Below are 18,373 nucleotides of genomic sequence, written 5' to 3' on the forward strand. Positions count from 1 at the left end.
GCCATGTTCGGCGACGCCCCCGCGTCATCCGGGCGGAAGGCCGCTTCATCCTGCCACCCACCCGCTATTTCTATACCCCCAGCCGCCGCGGCGGCTCTTACACTTGCCCCAAGGTCTTGATCTTGGCCTTGGGGTGGATTTCGTTCTGTGACATGACGGCGGTGGCCGGGCGAAAGCGTTCGATGATGGACCGCACGAAGGGCCGGATGCCCGGGCTGGTCAGCATCACCGGCGATTCCCCCATCATGGCGTGGCGGTCATAGGTCTGGCGCACGGCGGTGATGAACTGCTGCAGGCGCGACGGCGCCATGGCCAGGTTGCGCTCATCCCCCTCGCCGACGACGGATTCGGCGAAGGCCTGCTCCCACTCCGGCGACAGGGTGATGAGAGGGATGTAGCCCTGGTCGTTGGTATGGCTGTCGGAAATCTGGCGCGCCAGCCGGGCGCGCACATGCTCGGTGATCTGGGTGATGTTGCGGGTGTAGCCCGTCGCCTCGGAAACGCCTTCCAGGATGGCCGGCAGGTCGCGGATGGAGATGCGCTCGCCCAGCAGGTTCTGCAGCACCCGCTGCAACGCGCCGATGCCGATCTGGCCGGGGATGACGTCGGCCACCAGCTTCTGCTGTTCCTTGTTCAACTCGTCCAGCAGCTTCTGGGTCTCGGCGTAGGACAGCAGGTCCGCCATGTTGTCGCGCACCACCTCCGTCAGGTGGGTGGTCAGCACCGTGGGCGGGTCTACCACGGTGAAGCCCTTGAACAGCGCCTCTTCGCGATAGGCCGGCTCGATCCACATGGCGGGCAGGCCGAAGGTCGGCTCCGTCGTGACCTCGCCCGGCAGTTGTATGGGCTCGCCGCGCGGGTCCATGCACAGCAGCATGTTGGGGCGCACGTCGCCCCGTCCGGCCTCGATCTCCTTGATGCGGATGACGTAGCTGTTGGGCGGCAGCTGCAAATTGTCCTGGATGCGCACGGCCGGCATGATGATGCCGATCTCGCTGGCCAACTGGCGGCGCAGGCCCTTGATCTGGTCGGTCAGGCGGTGGCCGGCGTCGGTGTTGATCAGCGACAGCAGGCCGTAGCCCAGCTCCAGCCGGATGAGGTCGATGGCCAGCGCGGAGGAGATGGGCTCATCCGGCGCAGGGGCGGGCGGGCCGCCGGGGCCACCCGGGGCGCCAGGGGCGCCGCCGGCCATGGCTTCCCCGCCCCCCATCTGGTCGCCGCGCGCCTTGCGCAGCCGCGGCAGGTAGTAGGCGCCGGCGAACAGGGCGATGGCCAGCGAGATGAAGGGCAGGAAGGGCAGGCCCGGCAGCAGGGCCAGGGCGCACAGCAGGAAGGCGCTGAGCCCCATGGCCGAGGGATAGAAGCTCAGCTGCCCGAACAGCGCCTTGTCGGCGGAGCCCGACTGGCCCGACTTCGACACCATGAGGCCGGCGGCCAGCGAGACGATCAGCGCCGGGATCTGGCTGACCAGGCCGTCGCCGATGGTCAGCTGGGTGTAGGTGGCACCGGCCTTCAGGAACGACATGTTCTTCTGGCCGACGCCGATGATCATGCCGACGACGACGTTGATGAAGGTGATGACCATGCCGGCCACGGCGTCGCCGCGCACGAACTTGGACGCGCCGTCCATGGCGCCGAAGAACTGGCTTTCCTCTTCCAGCTCGCGGCGGCGCTTCTTGGCCTCGTCCTCGTTGATCAGGCCGGCCGACAGGTCGGCGTCGATGGCCATCTGCTTGCCGGGCATGCCGTCCAGGGTGAAGCGCGCCGCCACTTCGGCGATACGGCCGGAACCCTTGGTGATGACGGTGAAGTTCACCATCACCAGGATGGCGAACACCGTCACGCCGATGATGAAGTTGCCACCCATGATGAAGCCGCCGAACGCCTGGATGACGTGGCCGGCGGCCTGGGTGCCCTCATGCCCATGGCCCAGGATCAGGCGGGTGGACGCCATGTTCAGCGCCAGGCGCAACATGGTGGACACCAGCAGGATGGTGGGGAAGGAGCTCATCTCCAGCGGCTTCTGGATGCTGAGCACCGTCATCAGGATCAGGACGGAAAAGGTGAAGGAGACGGCGAGGCCGAAGTCCAGCAGGAAGGTCGGCAGAGGGATGACCAGCATGACCAGGATGGTCACGATGCCCAGCGCGAACAGAATCTCCGTCCGTTTCAGCAGGGCCGGCCCATTGTTCCGCAGGTTGCCGAACAAGTTGTTCAGCGGATTCCCGCCGGAGGCCGCGGTCTGGTCAGCCATGGTCTTTCTTTCCGGTGTCCGTCAGGTCCCCGATCCCCTTAAATCGCCGCCCGGTCCAGCTCACCGCCCGCCGGCGGCGGCACGGCCACGCCCTCGTCGCTGTACTGCTTCAGCTTGTTGCGCAGGGTGCGGATGGAAATGCCCAGGATGTTGGCGGCATGGGTGCGGTTGCCCAGGCAATGGCTGAGCGTGTCGATGATCAGGTCGCGCTCCACGTCCGCCACGCTGCGGCCCACCAGGCCGGCGGTGCCGGAGGCGCCGGGCTCACCGGTGGGGGCCGCGTAAGCGGGCGTTTGCGCCGCCGCCGTGGCACGGGCGGCCACCGGGGCCACCGCGCCATAGCCGGGGCTGGATGCCGCCGGTTCGGCGCCGGTCAGCAGGATGGCGTCGGGGCCGATCTCCGTCCCCCGCGACAGCAGCACGGCGCGGTGCATGGTGTTTTCCAGCTCACGCACGTTGCCGCGGAAGCGATGGGCCTGCAGCATGGCCATGGCTTCCGGCCCAACGGTGCGTTCCGGCAGGCCGTTGGCCTCCGAATACTTCGTGGCGAAATGCTGCGACAGGATGGCGATGTCGGCCGGGCGTTCGCGCAAGGGGGGCAGGATCAGGTTCACCACGTTCAGGCGGAAGAACAAGTCCTCGCGGAACCGGCCGGCCCGCACCTCCTCCTCCAGCAGGCGGTTGGAGGTCGCCAGCACGCGGATGTCCACCTTCACCGGCTGGGTCCCGCCCACCCGGTCGATCTCGCGCTCCTGGATGGCGCGCAGCAGCTTGGCCTGCAGCCGGATATCCATTTCCGAGATTTCGTCCAGCAGCAGCGTGCCGCCGTTGGCCTCCTCGAACTTGCCGACGCGTCGGGCCACGGCGCCGGTGAAGGCGCCCTTCTCATGGCCGAACAGCTCGGACTCCAGCAGGTTCTCCGGGATGGCGGCGCAGTTCACAGAGACGAACACGGCGTTGGCCCGGCGGCTCTTGCGGTGGATGTAGCGGGCCATCAGCTCCTTGCCGGTGCCGGACTCGCCGGTGATCAGCACGCTGGCGTCGCTGGGCGCAATCTGGTCGGCCAGGCGCAGCACGCCACCCATGGACGGATCGCGGCTAACGATGGCGTGGCTTTCCTCCGCCACCGCTTCCAGCACGGCGGCGATCAGTTGCGCGTCCGGGGGCAGGGGGATGTATTCCTTGGCACCGGCGCGGATGGCCTTGACCGCGGCTTGCGCGTCGGTCGCGACGCCGCAGGCCACCACCGGCACGGTGATACGCTCTGTCTTCAGCGCCTCGATCAGCATGCCGACGTCCAGCTTCACGTCGATCATCACCAGGTCGGCGCCCTGGCCGCCCCGCAGAGCGGTGAGCGCGCCGCCGATGCTGTCGGTGTGGGCGACCTTGGCGCCCTTCTGGAGCGCGATCTTGCCCGCCGCCGTGATGTAGCCTTCCAGCGTTCCTACGATCAGCAACCGCATCGCTCAAAACCCTTTCAAACCGGGACGCCCCGTCACGGGCGCGTCCGTCGTCCAACCGTCAGTCATAATGGCTCAGCCGCAGCTCCGGCGGCAGAACCGTGTTCATCATCATCTCCAGCCGGCGCGGGTTTTCCTGCCGCGCGATGGAGATGGCGCCCAGCATGAACAGCGTGTCCACGATGGTCTGGGCGTCGGTGTTCCGTTCCAGCTTTCCCGCCAGGGGCGCCAGGGCCATGTTGCCCACCAGCGCGCCGTAGAAGGTCGTCAGCAGGGATATCGCCATGGCCGGGCCGATGGCGGTGGGGTCCTGCAGGTTGCCCAGCATCTGCACCAGGCCGACCAGGGTGCCGATCAGGCCCATGGCCGGCGCCACTTCCGAGGCGCGGCGCAGCACGGCGGCACCGTGGCGGGACCGGGCCTGCTGCGCCTCGATCTCCGTGCGCAGGATGCGCTCCACATCCTCCGCCGCGACACCGTCCACCACCAGCTCGATGGCGCGGGCCTGCAACGGCTCCACGCCTTTGTCCTTCAGCAGCGGCTGCAGGGTCAGCGGGCCGTTGCGGCGCGCCGCCTCCGCCATCTGCAGCACATAGCCGGAAACGTCGGCGATGTCGGCCACGGGGCGCATCAGCGCCCGGCCCAGCTGGCGGCGGCAGGCCGCCAGATCCTCACGCGCGAAGGAGACGATGGTGACGGCGATGGTGCCGCCCACCACGATCATCAGCGACGGCACGTTGATGAAGGCGCGCGCGTGGCCACCGAAGGCCAGGGCCGAGAACACCAGGGCGAAGCCCGCCACCAACCCCAGGACCGTGGTCAAGTCCAGCCCATGGCGGACCCGCACCGGTTCCGGCAGGGGGGCTGCCGGCGCTTGGCCGCCGCCCCCCTTGGACGCCTCGTTCGCGGCCTCCGGCACAGGCGCGGCCGCGCGGGCGCCGGCTCCGGCGGTGGGGCCGGCGGCGCGCAAGGTCGGGGAGGGGGGACGGGTGCTCAAGGGGGGCTCTCGCGTCTCGACTTAAATGATCAGGTGCGTTCGGACTTGATGATTTCCGTCATGGTCACGCCCAGGCGGTCTTCCACCACCACCACTTCGCCGCGCGCCACCAGGCGGTTGTTGACATAGATGTCGATGGCCTCGCCCACCTTGCGGTCCAGTTCCACCACGGCGCCACGGCCCAGCTTCAACAGCTGGCTCACCTGCATGGTGCACTTCCCCAGCACGGCGGAAATCTGAACCGGGATGTCATAGACGGCCTCCAGGTCCTTCACGATCGGGGCGCCATCGGCGTCCATACCCGCTTGGCCGTCGAAATCGTCCAGGCTCATCGCTTCCCTCGTTTCTCACCGCCGGGGCGGGCCCCGGTCACGTCGCATAACACATTGGCCGCTTACATCGGCCACAGCAGCACTGGCCATAACATACTGGCCTATTAGGGCCTATACGCTCATTCGGCCGCGTCGCGGCCATCCTCCAGCGGCCGGCCCAGATGGCCGGCGATGCGGTCGATCTCGGCCCACAGGGCGCTGATGTCGCGCTCGGCGCCGCCATCCCCCCAGTCCGCCTTGCAGTCCAGCTCCCCGGCGCGGGGATCGGCCACCACGGCGACGGAGCCGGCAAATCCCTGACGCGCGGCCATGTCCTCGATCTTCTCCTTGATCGGGCCCAGCCAGTTCTCATGCACCCGCACCAGCAGGCGCGGCTCGTCCGACAACTCGGCCAGGAAGGCGTTCACCGTCGCCTCCACCTCCACCAGCCCCTGGCGCTTGACCATGGCGGGGAACAGCTTGCGCACGATGGCGAGCGCCATGCGCATGGCGTTCTGCGAGCGTAGGGCCCGCCCCGCCGTTTCCGCCTGGATCAGCTGGGCGACGCTGCCCTGCAACTGCGCCAGCACGTTGGCCAGGGCCAGGGCTGACTGGTCGGCGCCCGCCTGCATGCCCTCGGCATGGCCCTGGGCATAGGCGGCCTCGCGCGCCATGCGCACCTGCTGCTGCAGGTCGGCCAGGCTGAAAGTCGGCTCCGGCGGCGGGGGCGGTGGCGGCGGGGGTTCCGGCGGCAGCTCCGGCTCGGGCGGCAGCTGTTCCTCCGGCACCTCGACGCGGCGGCCCTCGGGATCGAAGGAGTTGTCGAACAGGAACCTGCGGATATTGGTCATAGGCTCACGTCCGCGCTCAATTTTCCTGGTACAGCCAGTTACGGATGATGGACACGGCCTCTTCCGGATGCTTCTCGACGATTTCGCCCACCTTGCGCAGCGAGGACGCGCGCACGCGGCCGTCGACGCGGTTGATGTCGATCATCTGTTCCAGTTCCTCGTTGGCCTGCGCCGCCTCCAACGCCAGCTCGCGGGCCAGGGCGCCGCCGCCGGGGCCGGCCAGCTGTGGCACGCCGCCGCTGTCGGACAGCAGGTCCGGCTCCTCATCCAGCTGCGGCGTGCGGTCCAGGGCGCGGGCCACCAGCGGCCGGATGACCAGCAGGATGACCAGGATGGCGACGATGGCCAGCACGATGGTTTCGGCGATGCGGAACACATCCTGCTTGGGCAGGCCGAACAGCGTCTCTTCCTTCGCGTCCAGCTCGCCCTCCGGCGTGGCGAACTTCATGCTGACCACGTCCACCGTGTCCCCGCGCGAGCCGTCATAGCCGATGGAGGAGCGCACCAGCGCCGCCAGCTTCTGCAATTCGTCGTCCGAGCGCGGCTGGTACTGGGCGACGCCCTTGTCGTCCGGCACGTAATTGCCGTCGACCAGCACGGCGACCGACAGGCGGCGCACCTGGCCGGCCTCGCGCTCGTGGACCTTCACGGTCTTGCTGATCTCGTAATTGATGCGCTCGTTGGTCTTGGTGGACTTGGAGCTGGAGGCGCCGTTGCTGGCGTTCTCCGCGTTGGCGGAGGGCAGGTTGTTGGCCACCGTGACCGGGTCCTGCCCCTCCTTGTTGATGTCTTCCGAGTTCTCGTTGTTGGTCTCGGTGGAGCGCACGACCTGGCTGTCGGGGTCGAAGATTTCGCTGTTGGTGGTGATGCGGTCGAAATCCATGTCGACCGTCACCTCCGCCCGCACCTTGCCCATGCCCACGGTGCGGCCCACGATCTCCTCGACCTTGTCGGTCAGGCGCTGCTGATAGGCGAGGCGCTTTTCCTCCGCCGTCGCCATCATGGCTTCCTTGCTGTCGGAGCCCATGCCCCGGGCCAGCAGGTTGCCCTTGTCGTCCACCACCGACACCATGTCGGGCTGCAGCCCCGGCACCGACGCGGCGATCAGGTGCTGGATGCTGGCGACCTGTTCCTTCTTCAACTGCTGGCCGGGGCGCAGGCGCAGCACGACGCTGGCCGTGGCCTTCTGCGTCTCGCGGCTGAACAGCTCACGCTTGGGCAGCACCAGGTGGATGCGCGACTGCTGCACCGGGGCCAGGGTGTTCACCGTGCGTGACAGCTCCCCCTCCAGCGCGCGCAGCTGCTGCACCGACTGCATGAAGCTGGTGGTGCCCAGGCTTTCGGCCTGGTTGAAGATTTCATAGCCGACGTTGCCGCCGGTGGGCAGGCCCTGCTGCGCCATCAGCATGCGGATGCGGCCCACCTGGTCGGCCGGCACCTCGATGCGGGTGCTGTCGGGGCTGACCTGATAGGGCACCTTCGGCTGCATCTGGTCCAGCTGCTGCACGATGGCGCCGCCGTCGCTGGGCGACAGGTCGCTGTACAGCAGGGCCATGTTGGGCGACGAGCCGTTGAACAGCAGGAAGCCGAACAGGGCGATGATCAGCAAGGCGACGCCACCGATGGCGCCCAGCCGTACCGGCCCCAGATTACGCAGGGTCTGCAACAGGTTTTCCAAGGTCCGCTCCCGGCCGGCGGTCACCGAAAAGTCACAGCGGAGTCTATAGCGTCGACTCCGCGTTTGCCAGGATTCTGGGAATGTTCAGGGGTTGAAATAGGGGGTGCTCGGCAAAAATTTCCTACACCCCGCAAAGTGTGTCATTTGCGTCACGCATTTTGCGATGAAGTCGAGTATTGCACTTAACAAGAGCTACCCCGTTCGCTGAATTTGCAAAAAGCAACGGCCGCGGGGCGGGCAGCCATAAACCACTTGCGGCTATTTTGGTAATTTGCTAAATACCAATCCATGAATCGCGTCTTCAAAGCCCTGGCCGATCCCAGCCGTCGCCGCATCCTGCAGTTGCTGCGGGAGGGGCCTCTGTCGGCCGGTGACATCGCCCGGCATTTCGACCTGGCCAAGCCCACCCTGTCCGGCCATTTCGCCGTGTTGCGCGAGGCGGACCTGGTGGACCAGGAGCGTCAAGGCACCACCATCTATTACCGCCTGAACCTGTCGGTACTGGAAGAGGCGTTGTCGGGCCTCATGGACAGCCTGGGGATCGCGCAAGGGGATGGGGTGGCCCGCGATATCCCCTTGGTCAAGCCTGGGAAATAGCCACCGGGAGGAGCAGCGTCATGTCCGCACGGTTCTATTGGATGGCGACGGTTCAGATCCTGGTCGTCATGGCCCTGGCCAGCATCTACGTGCTGACCAGGGTGGGCCCGGACGCCCTTCTGCCGGTGCATTGGGGGAGACGGACAGGTCAACGGCTACGTCCGGTCGCCCTGGGCGCTGGCCTTGTCGCCACTGCTGACCCTGGTCTTCGCGGTGGCGCTGCCGGCCCTGGCGCGCTTCACCCCACGGGCGGCGAACCTGGAACGCTCCGCCACCGCCTGGCGTACAGCGCGCCTGTCGCTGACCGGTATGCTCGCGCTAACCCATTTCGTCATGGTGGGGCGGGCTCTAGGCTATCCGGTGGATTTCACCCGGACCCAGCCGCTGATATTTGGCGTCTTCATGATCCTAATGGGCAATGTGCTGGGCAAGATCCGCCAGAACGATCTCCTCGGCATCCGCACGTGGTGGACGCGCGATGACGAATGGGTATGGGACCGGACGCACCGCTTTGGTGGCCGGCTGTTCGTGGCGGGTGGTTTCCTGCTGCTGGCCCTGGCCTTGTGGCTGCCGCCCTTCCATATGCGGGGCCCAGGTCTGACCATGGCGGTGCTGCTGCCCGTGGTCTTGGCGTCCGTCCTCCGCTCCTACCTCTACTGGCGCATCCGTCCCAGCCGTTGAGCGTCAGCCGGGGAAAGCCAGCAGCGCCAACCCCAGCCGCACCCATAGGGCCGTCAGCACCGCCATGGAGGCCATGTAGACCGCCGCCCGGTGCAGGACATTGTTGTAGGTCAGGTGGATCAGGCCCTGGACGACGCGCAGCACGACATAGGCCCAGGCCAGCGCCTCATACAGATGGTCGCCCTGGCGCAGCACCATCAACACCACGCAGATGACGTAGAACAGCGCCGGCACCTCCAGCAGGTTGCCGTAGGCGCGCTGGGCCGTGGCGCACCCCTCCGTCTGCGTGCCGGCGGTGAAATTGCGGAAGTAGGACAGGCGGACATTGCCGCGCCTCACCGCCCGCACCCGCACGATGAACAAGCGCAGGCCCACCAGCACCGTGAACAGGCACAGGGTCAGCATGGGGAAGAACAGGGCGATGCTGCTTGTCATGGCAATCCGTCGTGTCAGTAAGCGTGATGAAACAACTTAAGATTTTTCACGACGGAGAGAAGGGGCGCCGGCATCCAGGCATTGCCCCGATGACATGAAAAAGGGCCACCCGGCTTCCCGGATGGCCCCCTCAACACCGTTTAGTACACGATTTAGAACCGGACCTTGACCGTGCCCAGGATTTGGCGCGGCGGCTGGGGGAAGGCGCCCAGCGGGCCGTTGTCGTCGGCCTCGATCAGGTTCACCTTGCGGTCGAACAGGTTGCGCACCGTCAGGCCCAGATCCACCGTGTCCTGATGGGGCGGCGTCCACGTCCAGGTGGTGTTCCACAGGGCGTAGCCGCCGCTGATGCGGCTGTTCTGGCTGTCGTAGGCGTAGTCGCCGAACATCTCCACCCATAGCTTGGCCGACAGGCCCCAGGCCGGGATGCCCTGGTTCAGGGCGATGCTGCCGGTGTGCCGGGGCATGCCCTGCACCCGCTTGCCGGTGAAGTCGCGCTGGATCAGCGTGTCGCTTTCCACGAAGCGGTCCTGCAGCCAATAGGACTCGGTATAGCCGTAGGTGACGTCGGCCGACAGGTGGGGCACCAGCGCGTCCAGCCGGGCGCTGCCCGCCAGTTCAACACCCTGGGACAGTTGCTCGCCGGTGTTGAAGGTCTGGGGCACGCCGTTGACCTCCACCACCTGCAGCAGGTCGTGGCGCTGCAGGCGATACACGGTGACGCTGCCCGACAGCAGGCCGCCGAAGGCGTCGCCCTTCACGCCGGCCTCGACATTGTCCGCCAGTTCCGGGTTCAGGCCGGTCTGGCGGGTGCGGAAGGACCACAGCGGCCCGAAGGCGGCGGAGAAGCCCTGACCATAGGCGACGTAGGCGCTGACCTGGGGCGTCACCTTCCAGGTGACCGACGCCTTGGGGCTGAAATGCGCGTTGTCGTCATAGGCGGTGCCGCCCGGCGTGATGCTGCCGTTGGGGCCGCCGCTGGTGGTGTCGCCGTAAACGACATGCCGCTCGAAATAGTCATAGCGCCCGCCGACGTCCAGGGTGACGGGCCCGAAGGTCCGGTCCACCTGAAGATAGGCGGCATAGGCGCGCTCGCGGCCATAGGCGTTCAGCTGGGTGTCCGTCACCCATTCATCGGTGTCGATGTTCTGGCCGGTCAGAATGCTGCGCTGTTCACCATAGTAATAGGTGTTGTCCAACTGGCCGGTCCAATGCTCGGTATGGTGGGCGCGCACCTGTTCCGCGCTGACGCCGCCCAGCACCTGCCAGGGACCACGGGTCCAGGACAGTTGCTGCTCGCCGTACCCCGTGACCGTGTTGCCGTCGACGCGGAAGCCGGTGAAGGTGACCGAGCCGGCGGTGGGATCGTACTCGGTGGCGAAGCCTTGCAGGGCCGAGGTCAGGGCCTGGCGGATGTGCAGCTTGGTGGTGGCCACCAGGCCATCGGCCAGGTCCCGCTCATACGTCGCCGTGGCGGTGGCCATGCGCTTGTAGAAGCCGGCGTTGTCCTCGTTCCAGTTGGCCTCGCGGCCGCCGGGCAGGTTGATCAGCTCACCCCGGCTGTCCACCGGCAGTTCGCCGGCCAGCTGCTGGCGGGTGTCCACCCAGGTGGCGGTGACGGTCAGCCGGCCGGCATCGCCCATGTCCAGCTGATGCTTCAGGAACAGGTTGGTCTCGTTGCGGCCGGTGCGGTCGCGCCAGCCGTCGCCCCGCTCATGCCCCACGTCCAGCAACAGGGCGCCGCCCTTCACGGTCGGCGTCTGCAACAGGGCGTCGCCATGCAGCCAGCCGTCGCTGCCGGCCTGTAGGGTGACCTCGCCCTTGGTCTCGTCGGTGACCTCGCGGGTCAGGTAGTTGATGGTGCCGCTGATGGCGCCCCGGCCGTACAGCGCCGACATGGGGCCGCGCACCACGTCCACCCGGCCCACCGCGCTGTAGGGCAGCTGTTCCAGGTCGACCTCGTCATCCCCGGTGACATAGGGGATGCCGTCCATCATCACGACCAGCGTGTCGTTGTGCACCTTGCTGGGCACGCCGCGCAGGGTGATCGAGGTGTAGGTGCCCATGTCGTTCTTGGACACCAGCACGCCCGGCAGGTCCGTCAACTCATCACCGATGAACAGCACGCCCTTCTGCTCGAAGTCTTCACGCGACACGGTGGACACGCTGGCGGGCACGTCGCGCAGGGCCTCGGCCCGGCGGGTTGCGGTGATGATGATCTGGTCCAGCGGGGATTGCGCGTCGTCCGTCGTCTGGGCGGCAGCCTGCGGCGCGGCGGGGGTCTGCCCGCCGGTGGTATGTGGGTCGTCGGTATGTCGGCTGGTGGTATGGTCGGCGGTATAGGAGGACGAAACGTCTGCAGCCAGGGCGGCCGAAGCCGAGAGGACGGGCGAACCCGCCAGGATGGTGGACAGCAGCAACAGACGGCGCATCGTTTCAGAAGCCTCCTCAGGTCTTTGGCAGTGGAAATGTTGGAAACGGCGCCGGTGTACCCTATTCGCCCCGGGCTGCGAAGGGACGAACGTGCGGCGGATGGAGATGGGCGGTATGCCGCGTCGCAGCCGGCCTGAGGGGCGGGGGGTGCCCCACCATTCGAATGAAAACCGGCCGCATCCCTCACTTTAAGGGTAGTGCCAGGACGGCGTGTATATCCTATAAGACTGCAAAATCGGTGATCTGCGGCATTATGCGCTCTTGGGGCCTCCATCCCATGATGCCGCGTCCCGTTTCCGGAGAGGTCCCCCATGAATTGTCGCCTGGCGGCCGTCGCGCTTTCCGTGGTCCTGGTCGGTGCCTATGGCGGCTATCGCATGTGGACCAAGTCCGCGGATGGGCGCGCGGCGCCGGCCAAGGCGGCCGGCGCCAGGGGCGGTGACGCCCCGGTGCCGGTGGCGACGGCGCGGGTGGTGCGCGGCCCCATGCCGGTGGACGTACCGGCCGTGGGCACGGTGCAGCCCATCGCGACCGTCCAGGTGCGCGCCCGCATCGACAGCCAACTGATGGCCGCCAAAGTGGAGGAGGGGCAGGAGGTCAAGGCCGGCGACCTGTTGTTCCTGCTGGACCAGCGCCCGCCCAGGGCGGCCCTGATGCAGGCGGAGGCGAACCTGGCCCGGGACCAAGCCAACCTGGCCCAGGCGCGGTCGGATGCCAAGCGCACCGCCGGCCTGTTCGCGCGGGGGGCCGTCTCGCTGCAACAGAACGAGCAGACCTTGGCCACGGCCAAGGCGATGGAGGCGACGGTGCTGGCCGACCAGGCGGCGGTCGACCAGGCGCGCCTGACCCTGTCCTTCACCGAAATCCGCTCCCCCATCGACGGGGTGGTGGGCGCCATCCAGCTGCGCCCCGGCAATCTGGTGAAGGGCAGCGACAGCGGGTCCACCCTGACCACGCTGGTGCAGGTGGCGCCCATCAACGTCACCTTCACCGTGCCGGAACGGCATGTCACGGCGGTGCGTCAGGCCCTGCGCGGTGCCCGCCCATCCCCGGTTTCGGCTCCCCAAGCGTCTGCCCCCTTGGTGTCCGCCCGGACCACCGATGGCCTGGTCAACGCCACCGGCCGGCTGGTCTTCGTCGACAACAGCGTGGACGCGCAGTCCGGCACGATCCAGCTGAAGGCCCTGTACGACAACAAGGACCGCGCCCTGTGGCCGGGCCAGTTCGTGGACGTGACCCTGCACCTGGGCATGGAGGCCGACGTGCTGTCCGTGCCGGCGGTGGCGGTTCAGCGCGGCCAGGCCGGTCCTTATGTCTTCGTCGTCAAGCCCGACGACACGGTGGAGATGCGCGCGGTGACCGTGGCCCGCTTCGCCCAGCAGGGGGCCGAGCAGGGGGCCGTGATCGCATCCGGCGTCGACGCGGGTGAGCGGGTGGTGACCGAGGGGCAGCTGCGCCTGATTCCCGGCGCCAAGGTCACGGAGCGTCCCCCAGTGCAAGGGGCCCCAGTGCAAGGAGGTGGCGCCGAAGATGGCGGGGTGGAGGCGGACGGCGCCAAGTCCAGCGCCGCCAGCCCTGGCGCCACCATCGGCGCCGGTGCCGCGCAAGTCAGCGGAAAGGCCCGGACGTGACCCTCTCCGAGCTATGCATCCGCCGGCCGGTGATGACCGTCCTGCTGACGGCGGCCCTGATCTTCGGCGGCATCCTGGCGTACCGCTACCTGCCGGTGGCGGCCTTGCCGCGCGTGGACTTCCCCGTCATCAGCGTGTCGGCCAGCCTGCCGGGGGCGAGCCCGGACACCATGGCCTCGTCGGTCGCCATCCAGTTGGAGCGTGAGTTCTCCACCATCGCCGGCATCGACAGCATCACCTCGACCAGCGTGCAGGGCAGCACCACCGTTACCATCCAGTTCGCTCTGGACCGTGACATCGACAGCGCCGCGCTGGACGTGCAGGCCGCCCTGTCGCGGGTGCAGCGCCGGCTGCCGATCGAGATGACCACCCCGCCCAGCTACCGCAAGGTGAACCCGGCTGACCAGCCGGTGCTGCTGCTGGCCTTGAGCAGCTCGACCCTGCCCTTGAGCCGAGTGGACGAATACGCCGAAACCCTGCTGAGCCCGGCCCTGTCGACACTGAGCGGCGTGGCGCAGGTGCAGGTCTGGGGGGCGCAGAAATTCGCGGTGCGCATCCGCCTGAACCCGGAGGCCCTCGCCGCCCGGGGCATCGGCGTGGATGAGGTGCAGAACGCCATCGCCGCCGCCAACTCCAGCTCGCCCGTGGGCGTGGTCGCCGGGGCCGCCCAGCAACTGATCCTGGAAACCAACACCCAGCTGTTCGACGCGCAAAGCTTCGCCCAACTGGTCATCGCCACCCGCAACGGCGCGCCGGTGCGCCTGGGGGACGTGGCCAGCGTCATCGATGGGGTGGAGAACGACAAGACCGCCAGCTGGTTCAACGGCACCCGCACCATCGTCCTGGCCATCCAGCGCCAGCCAGACGCCAACACGGTGGAGGTGGTGGACGCGGTGAAGCGGGTCATCCCCACCTTCAAGGCCAGCCTGCCGCCCTCCATCGCCATCAACGTGCTGATCGATCGCTCGCTGTCCATCCGGGCGGCGGTGGAGGATGTGCAGTTCACGCTGTTCCTGACCATCGGCCTGGTGGTCATGGTCATCTTCCTGTTCCTGCGCAAGGTCAGCGCCACGCTGATCCCTGGCATCGCCGTGCCCATTTCCCTCATCGGCGCCGCCGGCGCCATGAAGGCCTTCGGCTTCTCCATCGACAACATCTCGCTGTTGGCGCTGACCCTGTCGGTGGGCCTGGTGGTCGATGACGCCATCGTCATGCTGGAGAACATCGTCCGCTACATCGAACAGGGGATGACCCCGTTCGAGGCGGCGCTGAAGGGTAGCCGGGAGATCGGCTTCACCATCGTCTCCATCACCCTGTCCCTGGTGGCGGTGTTCATCCCCATCTTCATGATGGGCGGCGTGGTCGGCCGGCTGTTCCATGAGTTCGCGGTGACGGTGACCCTGGCCATCGCGGCCTCGGCCATCACGTCGCTGACGCTGACACCCATGCTGTGCAGCCGCTTCATCAACCACGACCACCACGCCCCGCCCAACCGGTTCGAGCGGGTGACGGAGGCGGGGTTTCAGGCGTGGCTGCGGGGATATGATCGCACCCTGACCTGGTGCCTGGCCCACCGCCGCGTGGTGGTGGCGGTGTTCTTCGCCACCCTGGTGGGCACCGTCGTGCTGTTCCAGCAGGTGCAGAAGGGCTTTTTTCCTGTTGAGGACAACGGCCAGATTTTCGCCCAGACGGAGGGGCGTCAGGACATTTCCTTCGATGCCATGATCGCGCTGCAGCAGCAGGCGGCGGCCGCGGTGGCCAGGAACCCCTATGTCGAGACCTTCATTTCCTCGGTCGGCGGCGGGGGCGGCGGCAACGCCACCAACACCGGCCGCATCTTCATGTCGCTGAAGGACCGCGCCCACCGCCCCGATATGGAAACGGTGATCCAGAGCCTGCGCCGCGACGTGGCCGGCATCGCCGGCATCAACGTTTTCTTCCAGCCGGTGCAGAACCTGAACGTCTCGGGCCGCCAGTCCAAGAGCCAATACCAGTACACGCTGCAGGGCCTGGACCAGCCCCAGCTTTATCTGTGGTCGGATCGGCTGCTGCGCCGGATGGCGCAAATGCCCCAGTTGCAGGACGTGACCAGCGACCTGCAGCTGTCCGGCCAGAACGCCTCCATCCATGTGGATCTGGACAAGGCCTACATGCTGGGCCTGACGGCGGAAAACCTGCGCTCCAGCCTCTACAGCGCCTTCGGCACGCGGCAGATTTCCACGATCTACACGCCGACCAATGATTATGAGGTGATCCTGGAACTGTCGCCGGAGGCGCAGAAGTCGGCGGACGTGCTGAACCGCGTCTACATCCGGTCCGACAGCGGCAAGCTGATTCCGCTGGGGGCCGTGGCCCGCATCGACCGCACCTCCGGCCCCATCAGCGTCAACCATCAGGGCCAGTTGCCGGCCGTCACCTTGTCTTTCAACTTGGCGCCGGGCATCTCGCTGGGCGCCGCCGTGACGGCCATCGAGGGCGTGCAGCGCGACATCGGCATGCCGGACAGCATCACCGGCAGCTTCCAGGGCACGGCGCAGGTGTTCCAGCAGGCGCTGGCCAACCAGGGCCTGCTGCTGCTGGCGGCGGTGGCGGTGATCTACATCGTGCTGGGCGTGCTGTATGAAAGCTTCATCCACCCGCTGACCATCCTGTCCGGCCTGCCTTCGGCGGCGGTGGGGGCGGTGGGCTCGCTCATGCTGTTCGGTTTCGACCTCAGCGTCATCGCCATCATCGGCGTGCTGATGCTGATCGGCATCGTCAAGAAGAACGCCATCATGATGATCGACTTCGCGCTGGAGGCGCGGCGCGAGGGGACGGCGCCGCGGGACGCCATCTACCGAGCCTGCCTGCTGCGCTTCCGCCCCATCATGATGACCACCATGGCGGCCCTCATGGGCACGCTGCCCATAGCACTCGCCTCCGGCGCCAGCGCCGAGCTGCGCCAGCCCCTGGGCGTGGCCGTGGTGGGCGGCCTGGTGGTGTCACAGCTGCTGACGCTCTACATCACCCCGGTGCTGTACCTCTACATGGAGGATTTCAGCCGCTGGATCGACCGCCAGCTGCACCGCGGCAAGACCCGCCGCGCCGCCCGCCGGCTGGTCCCGGCCAACACCGACGGACAGGCCAGCGCGGCGGAGTAGGCGGAATGGACGAGATGCCTTTCGTGGAGCGAGTGTTCGAGCTGGAAGGACGGGGCCTAGCTGTGCGCTTCTATCGGCCCGAACTGGGACCTGAAGGTGATTTCAGTTGCCGCTGGGTGATAGATTGGCCGGACGGTCCAGCCGGCGGGGTGATATTCGGCTTGGATGGTATCCAGGCGCTGATGCTCTCGATGCGCCACGCTCGTGCCCATTTGATCGAGAGCGATGCTTATCGGGGGGAAGACTGACTTGGTTGGAACAGGAGGATCTCGACCTGCCGACTAGATGAAGAGTGGGTCGCTGTACGATGTGCCGTTGCGCTCTGCGGATTAGATCACCTTGCCCTCGAACGGATGGCTGCCGTCGCGGCTCTCCACCTCGATCACCCACAGGTCGGGGTCGCGCTTGGTGGCACGCTCGATGAAGGCGTCGGCCTCCGATTCCGGCACCTGGGCGCCGTTCAGCCCGGGGAACCAGCCCAGCTTGCCGGCCATGTCCCGGCTTTGGGTGTAGACCTTGGCACCCTGGAAGGGGATGACCACCTTCAGCAGGATCAGGCCGCTTTCCGCCTCGCCCTTGCGCAGGACATAGACGGGGATGCTGTCGGCGGCGCAGCGGCGCAGGTGCAGTTGGACCCAGAGGGCGGTGGACAGCCGGTCTTCGGGCATGGCCTTCAAGCTCCTGAAAAATCGAACGGAAAAAGCGTTCAAGCGGGCGGTGCGAACGACATTGCGGCTTGCCATCCACGGCCCGGCCCTGGAAGCTGCGCCGGTATCTATAGGGTTCCACCGTCCTTGAGGCCAGTTCCATGCCGCTTTCCTCCACTTCGCCCCGCCGCCTGGGCCGCGCCCTGCTGACCAACGATGACGGCATCAATGCCCCGGGCCTGGCCCTGCTGGCCGAACTGATGGCCGAGGTGGCGGACGAGGTCTGGGTGGTGGCGCCGGAAAAGGACCAGAGCGGCATGTCGCGCGCCGTCACCCTGACCGCCCCCTTGCGGGTGGAGGAGCGGGGCGCGCGCCGCTACGCCCTGACGGGCACGCCCAGCGACTGCGCCATCTTCGGCCTGCGCCACCTGCTGAAGGACGCCCCGCCGGACATCGTGCTGTCCGGCATCAACCGGGGCGCCAACGTGGGGGATGAGGTGCCGTATTCCGGCACCGTGGCCGCCGCGCTGACCGCGCGCCTGTTGGGCGTCCCGGCCATGGCCTTCAGCCTGGCCCTGACCGACAGGGCGCATGTGCGCTGGGACACGGCGCGGGCCCTGCTGCCCCGGGTGCTGGACCATGCGCTGGGCTTGCGGGTGGCCGCCAATGCCGTGCTGAACATCAATTTCCCCGACCTGGACGCATCCGACGTCAGCGACATCGTGGTGACGCGGCAGAGCCGGGGCACGTTGGACCGCATTGATGTCGAAGCCCGCACCGACATGCGCGGCGGTACCTATCACTGGATGGCCTTCCGTCGGCATATGCCCATCCTGGGGCCGGATACCGATGCCGGGGCCCTGAAGCATGGCCTGGTGTCCATCACCCCCATCGGCTTCGACATGACCGCCTCTGACGGCATAGCCTGATTGATACCGGCCTGGCCCGACCCTTGCTTGCGTATAAAGCGAGGGGGGCCGGCGGCCGGTCCCCAGGTTTCCCACCCGCCGTCGCGGATGGCCGGGAAGCCAAGGCAACTAAGGGGGTTCGCCATGTCGGGCATGTCGCCGCTTCAGGGTAAGATTTGCCGGGTAGGCAGCCGAGTGCTGCTGCTGGGCCTGGCGCTGGGCGGGCTGGGCGGTTGCGTGGTGGTGGACGCCGCCGGCACCGCCGTGGGTACTGCGGCCGACGTGGCCGGCACCGCGGTCAGCACCACGGCCAAGGTGGTGACGGCGCCGGTGCGGTAAGTATCCGCCCG

The 18,373-nt window shown here is 67.4% G+C and carries 16 protein-coding genes; 7 read left to right on the forward strand and 9 right to left on the reverse strand.

Annotation, left to right across the window (positions count from 1 at the left end; all coding sequences use genetic code 11):
* Positions 1 to 97 precede the first annotated feature (97 nt).
* From flhA to fliF, 6 genes are all read right to left on the reverse strand, one after another.
* Positions 98 to 2,254, reverse strand: a complete 2,157-nt coding sequence (gene flhA / locus UCD39_RS24390; protein WP_145729998.1) for a flagellar biosynthesis protein FlhA — start codon at positions 2,252 to 2,254, stop codon at positions 98 to 100.
* A gap of 38 nt (positions 2,255 to 2,292) precedes the next feature.
* Positions 2,293 to 3,717, reverse strand: a complete 1,425-nt coding sequence (flbD, locus tag UCD39_RS24395) for a sigma-54-dependent transcriptional regulator FlbD (RefSeq protein ID WP_330498232.1) — start codon at positions 3,715 to 3,717, stop codon at positions 2,293 to 2,295.
* A gap of 58 nt (positions 3,718 to 3,775) precedes the next feature.
* Positions 3,776 to 4,711: a motility protein A gene (locus UCD39_RS24400; RefSeq protein WP_330498233.1), complete on the reverse strand. Its 936-nt coding sequence runs from the start codon at positions 4,709 to 4,711 to the stop codon at positions 3,776 to 3,778.
* Between the two features lie 29 nt (positions 4,712 to 4,740).
* Positions 4,741 to 5,043: a flagellar motor switch protein FliN gene (fliN, locus tag UCD39_RS24405; protein ID WP_004273939.1), complete on the reverse strand. Its 303-nt coding sequence runs from the start codon at positions 5,041 to 5,043 to the stop codon at positions 4,741 to 4,743.
* A 119-nt stretch (positions 5,044 to 5,162) separates the two neighbouring features.
* Positions 5,163 to 5,873 (reverse strand): FliH/SctL family protein, encoded by a 711-nt coding sequence (locus UCD39_RS24410; protein WP_330498234.1) that lies wholly within the window; start codon positions 5,871 to 5,873, stop codon positions 5,163 to 5,165.
* Between the two features lie 16 nt (positions 5,874 to 5,889).
* The gene (gene fliF, locus UCD39_RS24415) at positions 5,890 to 7,551 is read right to left on the reverse strand and encodes a flagellar basal-body MS-ring/collar protein FliF (protein WP_330498235.1); all 1,662 of its coding nucleotides are present in this window, start codon (positions 7,549 to 7,551) and stop codon (positions 5,890 to 5,892) included.
* Positions 7,552 to 7,839: 288 nt separating this feature from the next.
* Between fliF and UCD39_RS24420 the strand changes: the two genes are divergently transcribed.
* Both UCD39_RS24420 and UCD39_RS24425 read left to right on the forward strand, forming a co-directional pair.
* Positions 7,840 to 8,148, forward strand: coding sequence for an autorepressor SdpR family transcription factor (locus UCD39_RS24420; RefSeq protein ID WP_330498236.1), 309 nt, complete (start codon positions 7,840 to 7,842; stop codon positions 8,146 to 8,148).
* Between the two features lie 183 nt (positions 8,149 to 8,331).
* Entirely contained in the window at positions 8,332 to 8,829 is a 498-nt protein-coding gene (locus tag UCD39_RS24425; RefSeq protein WP_330498237.1) for an SdpI family protein, read from the forward strand.
* Positions 8,830 to 8,832: 3 nt separating this feature from the next.
* Here UCD39_RS24425 and UCD39_RS24430 read toward each other — a convergent pair whose 3' ends face one another.
* Positions 8,833 to 9,264, reverse strand: a complete 432-nt coding sequence (locus UCD39_RS24430; RefSeq protein WP_330498238.1) for an MAPEG family protein — start codon at positions 9,262 to 9,264, stop codon at positions 8,833 to 8,835.
* Positions 9,265 to 9,416: 152 nt separating this feature from the next.
* Positions 9,417 to 11,696: a TonB-dependent receptor gene (locus tag UCD39_RS24435; RefSeq protein ID WP_330498239.1), complete on the reverse strand. Its 2,280-nt coding sequence runs from the start codon at positions 11,694 to 11,696 to the stop codon at positions 9,417 to 9,419.
* A 312-nt stretch (positions 11,697 to 12,008) separates the two neighbouring features.
* Here UCD39_RS24435 and UCD39_RS24440 point away from each other — a divergent pair, with 312 nt between their 5' ends.
* Genes UCD39_RS24440 through UCD39_RS24450 form a run of 3 tightly spaced genes read left to right on the forward strand, consistent with a single transcriptional unit; the run spans position 12,009 to position 16,716 of the window.
* Entirely contained in the window at positions 12,009 to 13,328 is a 1,320-nt protein-coding gene (locus UCD39_RS24440; RefSeq protein WP_330498240.1) for an efflux RND transporter periplasmic adaptor subunit, read from the forward strand.
* Positions 13,325 to 16,468: an efflux RND transporter permease subunit gene (locus UCD39_RS24445; RefSeq protein ID WP_330498241.1), complete on the forward strand. Its 3,144-nt coding sequence runs from the start codon at positions 13,325 to 13,327 to the stop codon at positions 16,466 to 16,468. Before UCD39_RS24440 ends, UCD39_RS24445 begins: the two co-directional genes overlap by 4 nt.
* A 5-nt stretch (positions 16,469 to 16,473) precedes the next feature.
* On the forward strand, positions 16,474 to 16,716 hold the full coding sequence (locus UCD39_RS24450; protein WP_330498242.1) for a DUF6968 family protein: 243 nt from the start codon (positions 16,474 to 16,476) through the stop codon (positions 16,714 to 16,716).
* A gap of 81 nt (positions 16,717 to 16,797) precedes the next feature.
* Here UCD39_RS24450 and UCD39_RS24455 read toward each other — a convergent pair whose 3' ends face one another.
* Positions 16,798 to 17,136 (reverse strand): DUF1491 family protein, encoded by a 339-nt coding sequence (locus UCD39_RS24455; RefSeq protein WP_330498243.1) that lies wholly within the window; start codon positions 17,134 to 17,136, stop codon positions 16,798 to 16,800.
* 140 nt (positions 17,137 to 17,276) lie between these two features.
* On the opposite strand from UCD39_RS24455, the gene surE reads away from it, so the two are divergent.
* Positions 17,277 to 18,044: a 5'/3'-nucleotidase SurE gene (gene surE / locus UCD39_RS24460; protein WP_330498244.1), complete on the forward strand. Its 768-nt coding sequence runs from the start codon at positions 17,277 to 17,279 to the stop codon at positions 18,042 to 18,044.
* Positions 18,045 to 18,167: 123 nt separating this feature from the next.
* Entirely contained in the window at positions 18,168 to 18,362 is a 195-nt protein-coding gene (locus tag UCD39_RS24465) for a hypothetical protein (RefSeq protein ID WP_145730011.1), read from the forward strand.
* Positions 18,363 to 18,373: the final 11 nt, after the last annotated feature.

Source organism: Nitrospirillum karajorum, from assembly GCF_036348415.1.
GTDB lineage: Bacteria > Pseudomonadota > Alphaproteobacteria > Azospirillales > Azospirillaceae > Nitrospirillum > Nitrospirillum amazonense_B.

Bases quoted from the DNA above. Each gene is read 5' to 3' on its own strand.
- UCD39_RS24440 (WP_330498240.1), top strand. From the start codon at position 12,009: ATGAATTGTCGCCTGGCGGCCGTCGCGCTTTCCGTGGTCCTGGTCGGT.
- UCD39_RS24450 (WP_330498242.1), top strand. From the start codon at position 16,474: ATGGACGAGATGCCTTTCGTGGAGCGAGTGTTCGAGCTGGAAGGACGG.
- UCD39_RS24410 (WP_330498234.1), bottom strand. From the start codon at position 5,873: ATGACCAATATCCGCAGGTTCCTGTTCGACAACTCCTTCGATCCCGAG.
- UCD39_RS24420 (WP_330498236.1), top strand. From the start codon at position 7,840: ATGAATCGCGTCTTCAAAGCCCTGGCCGATCCCAGCCGTCGCCGCATC.
- UCD39_RS24465 (WP_145730011.1), top strand. From the start codon at position 18,168: ATGTCGGGCATGTCGCCGCTTCAGGGTAAGATTTGCCGGGTAGGCAGC.
- fliN (WP_004273939.1), bottom strand. From the start codon at position 5,043: ATGAGCCTGGACGATTTCGACGGCCAAGCGGGTATGGACGCCGATGGC.
- UCD39_RS24455 (WP_330498243.1), bottom strand. From the start codon at position 17,136: ATGCCCGAAGACCGGCTGTCCACCGCCCTCTGGGTCCAACTGCACCTG.
- UCD39_RS24430 (WP_330498238.1), bottom strand. From the start codon at position 9,264: ATGACAAGCAGCATCGCCCTGTTCTTCCCCATGCTGACCCTGTGCCTG.
- surE (WP_330498244.1), top strand. From the start codon at position 17,277: ATGCCGCTTTCCTCCACTTCGCCCCGCCGCCTGGGCCGCGCCCTGCTG.
- UCD39_RS24435 (WP_330498239.1), bottom strand. From the start codon at position 11,696: ATGCGCCGTCTGTTGCTGCTGTCCACCATCCTGGCGGGTTCGCCCGTC.
- flbD (WP_330498232.1), bottom strand. From the start codon at position 3,717: ATGCGGTTGCTGATCGTAGGAACGCTGGAAGGCTACATCACGGCGGCG.
- flhA (WP_145729998.1), bottom strand. From the start codon at position 2,254: ATGGCTGACCAGACCGCGGCCTCCGGCGGGAATCCGCTGAACAACTTG.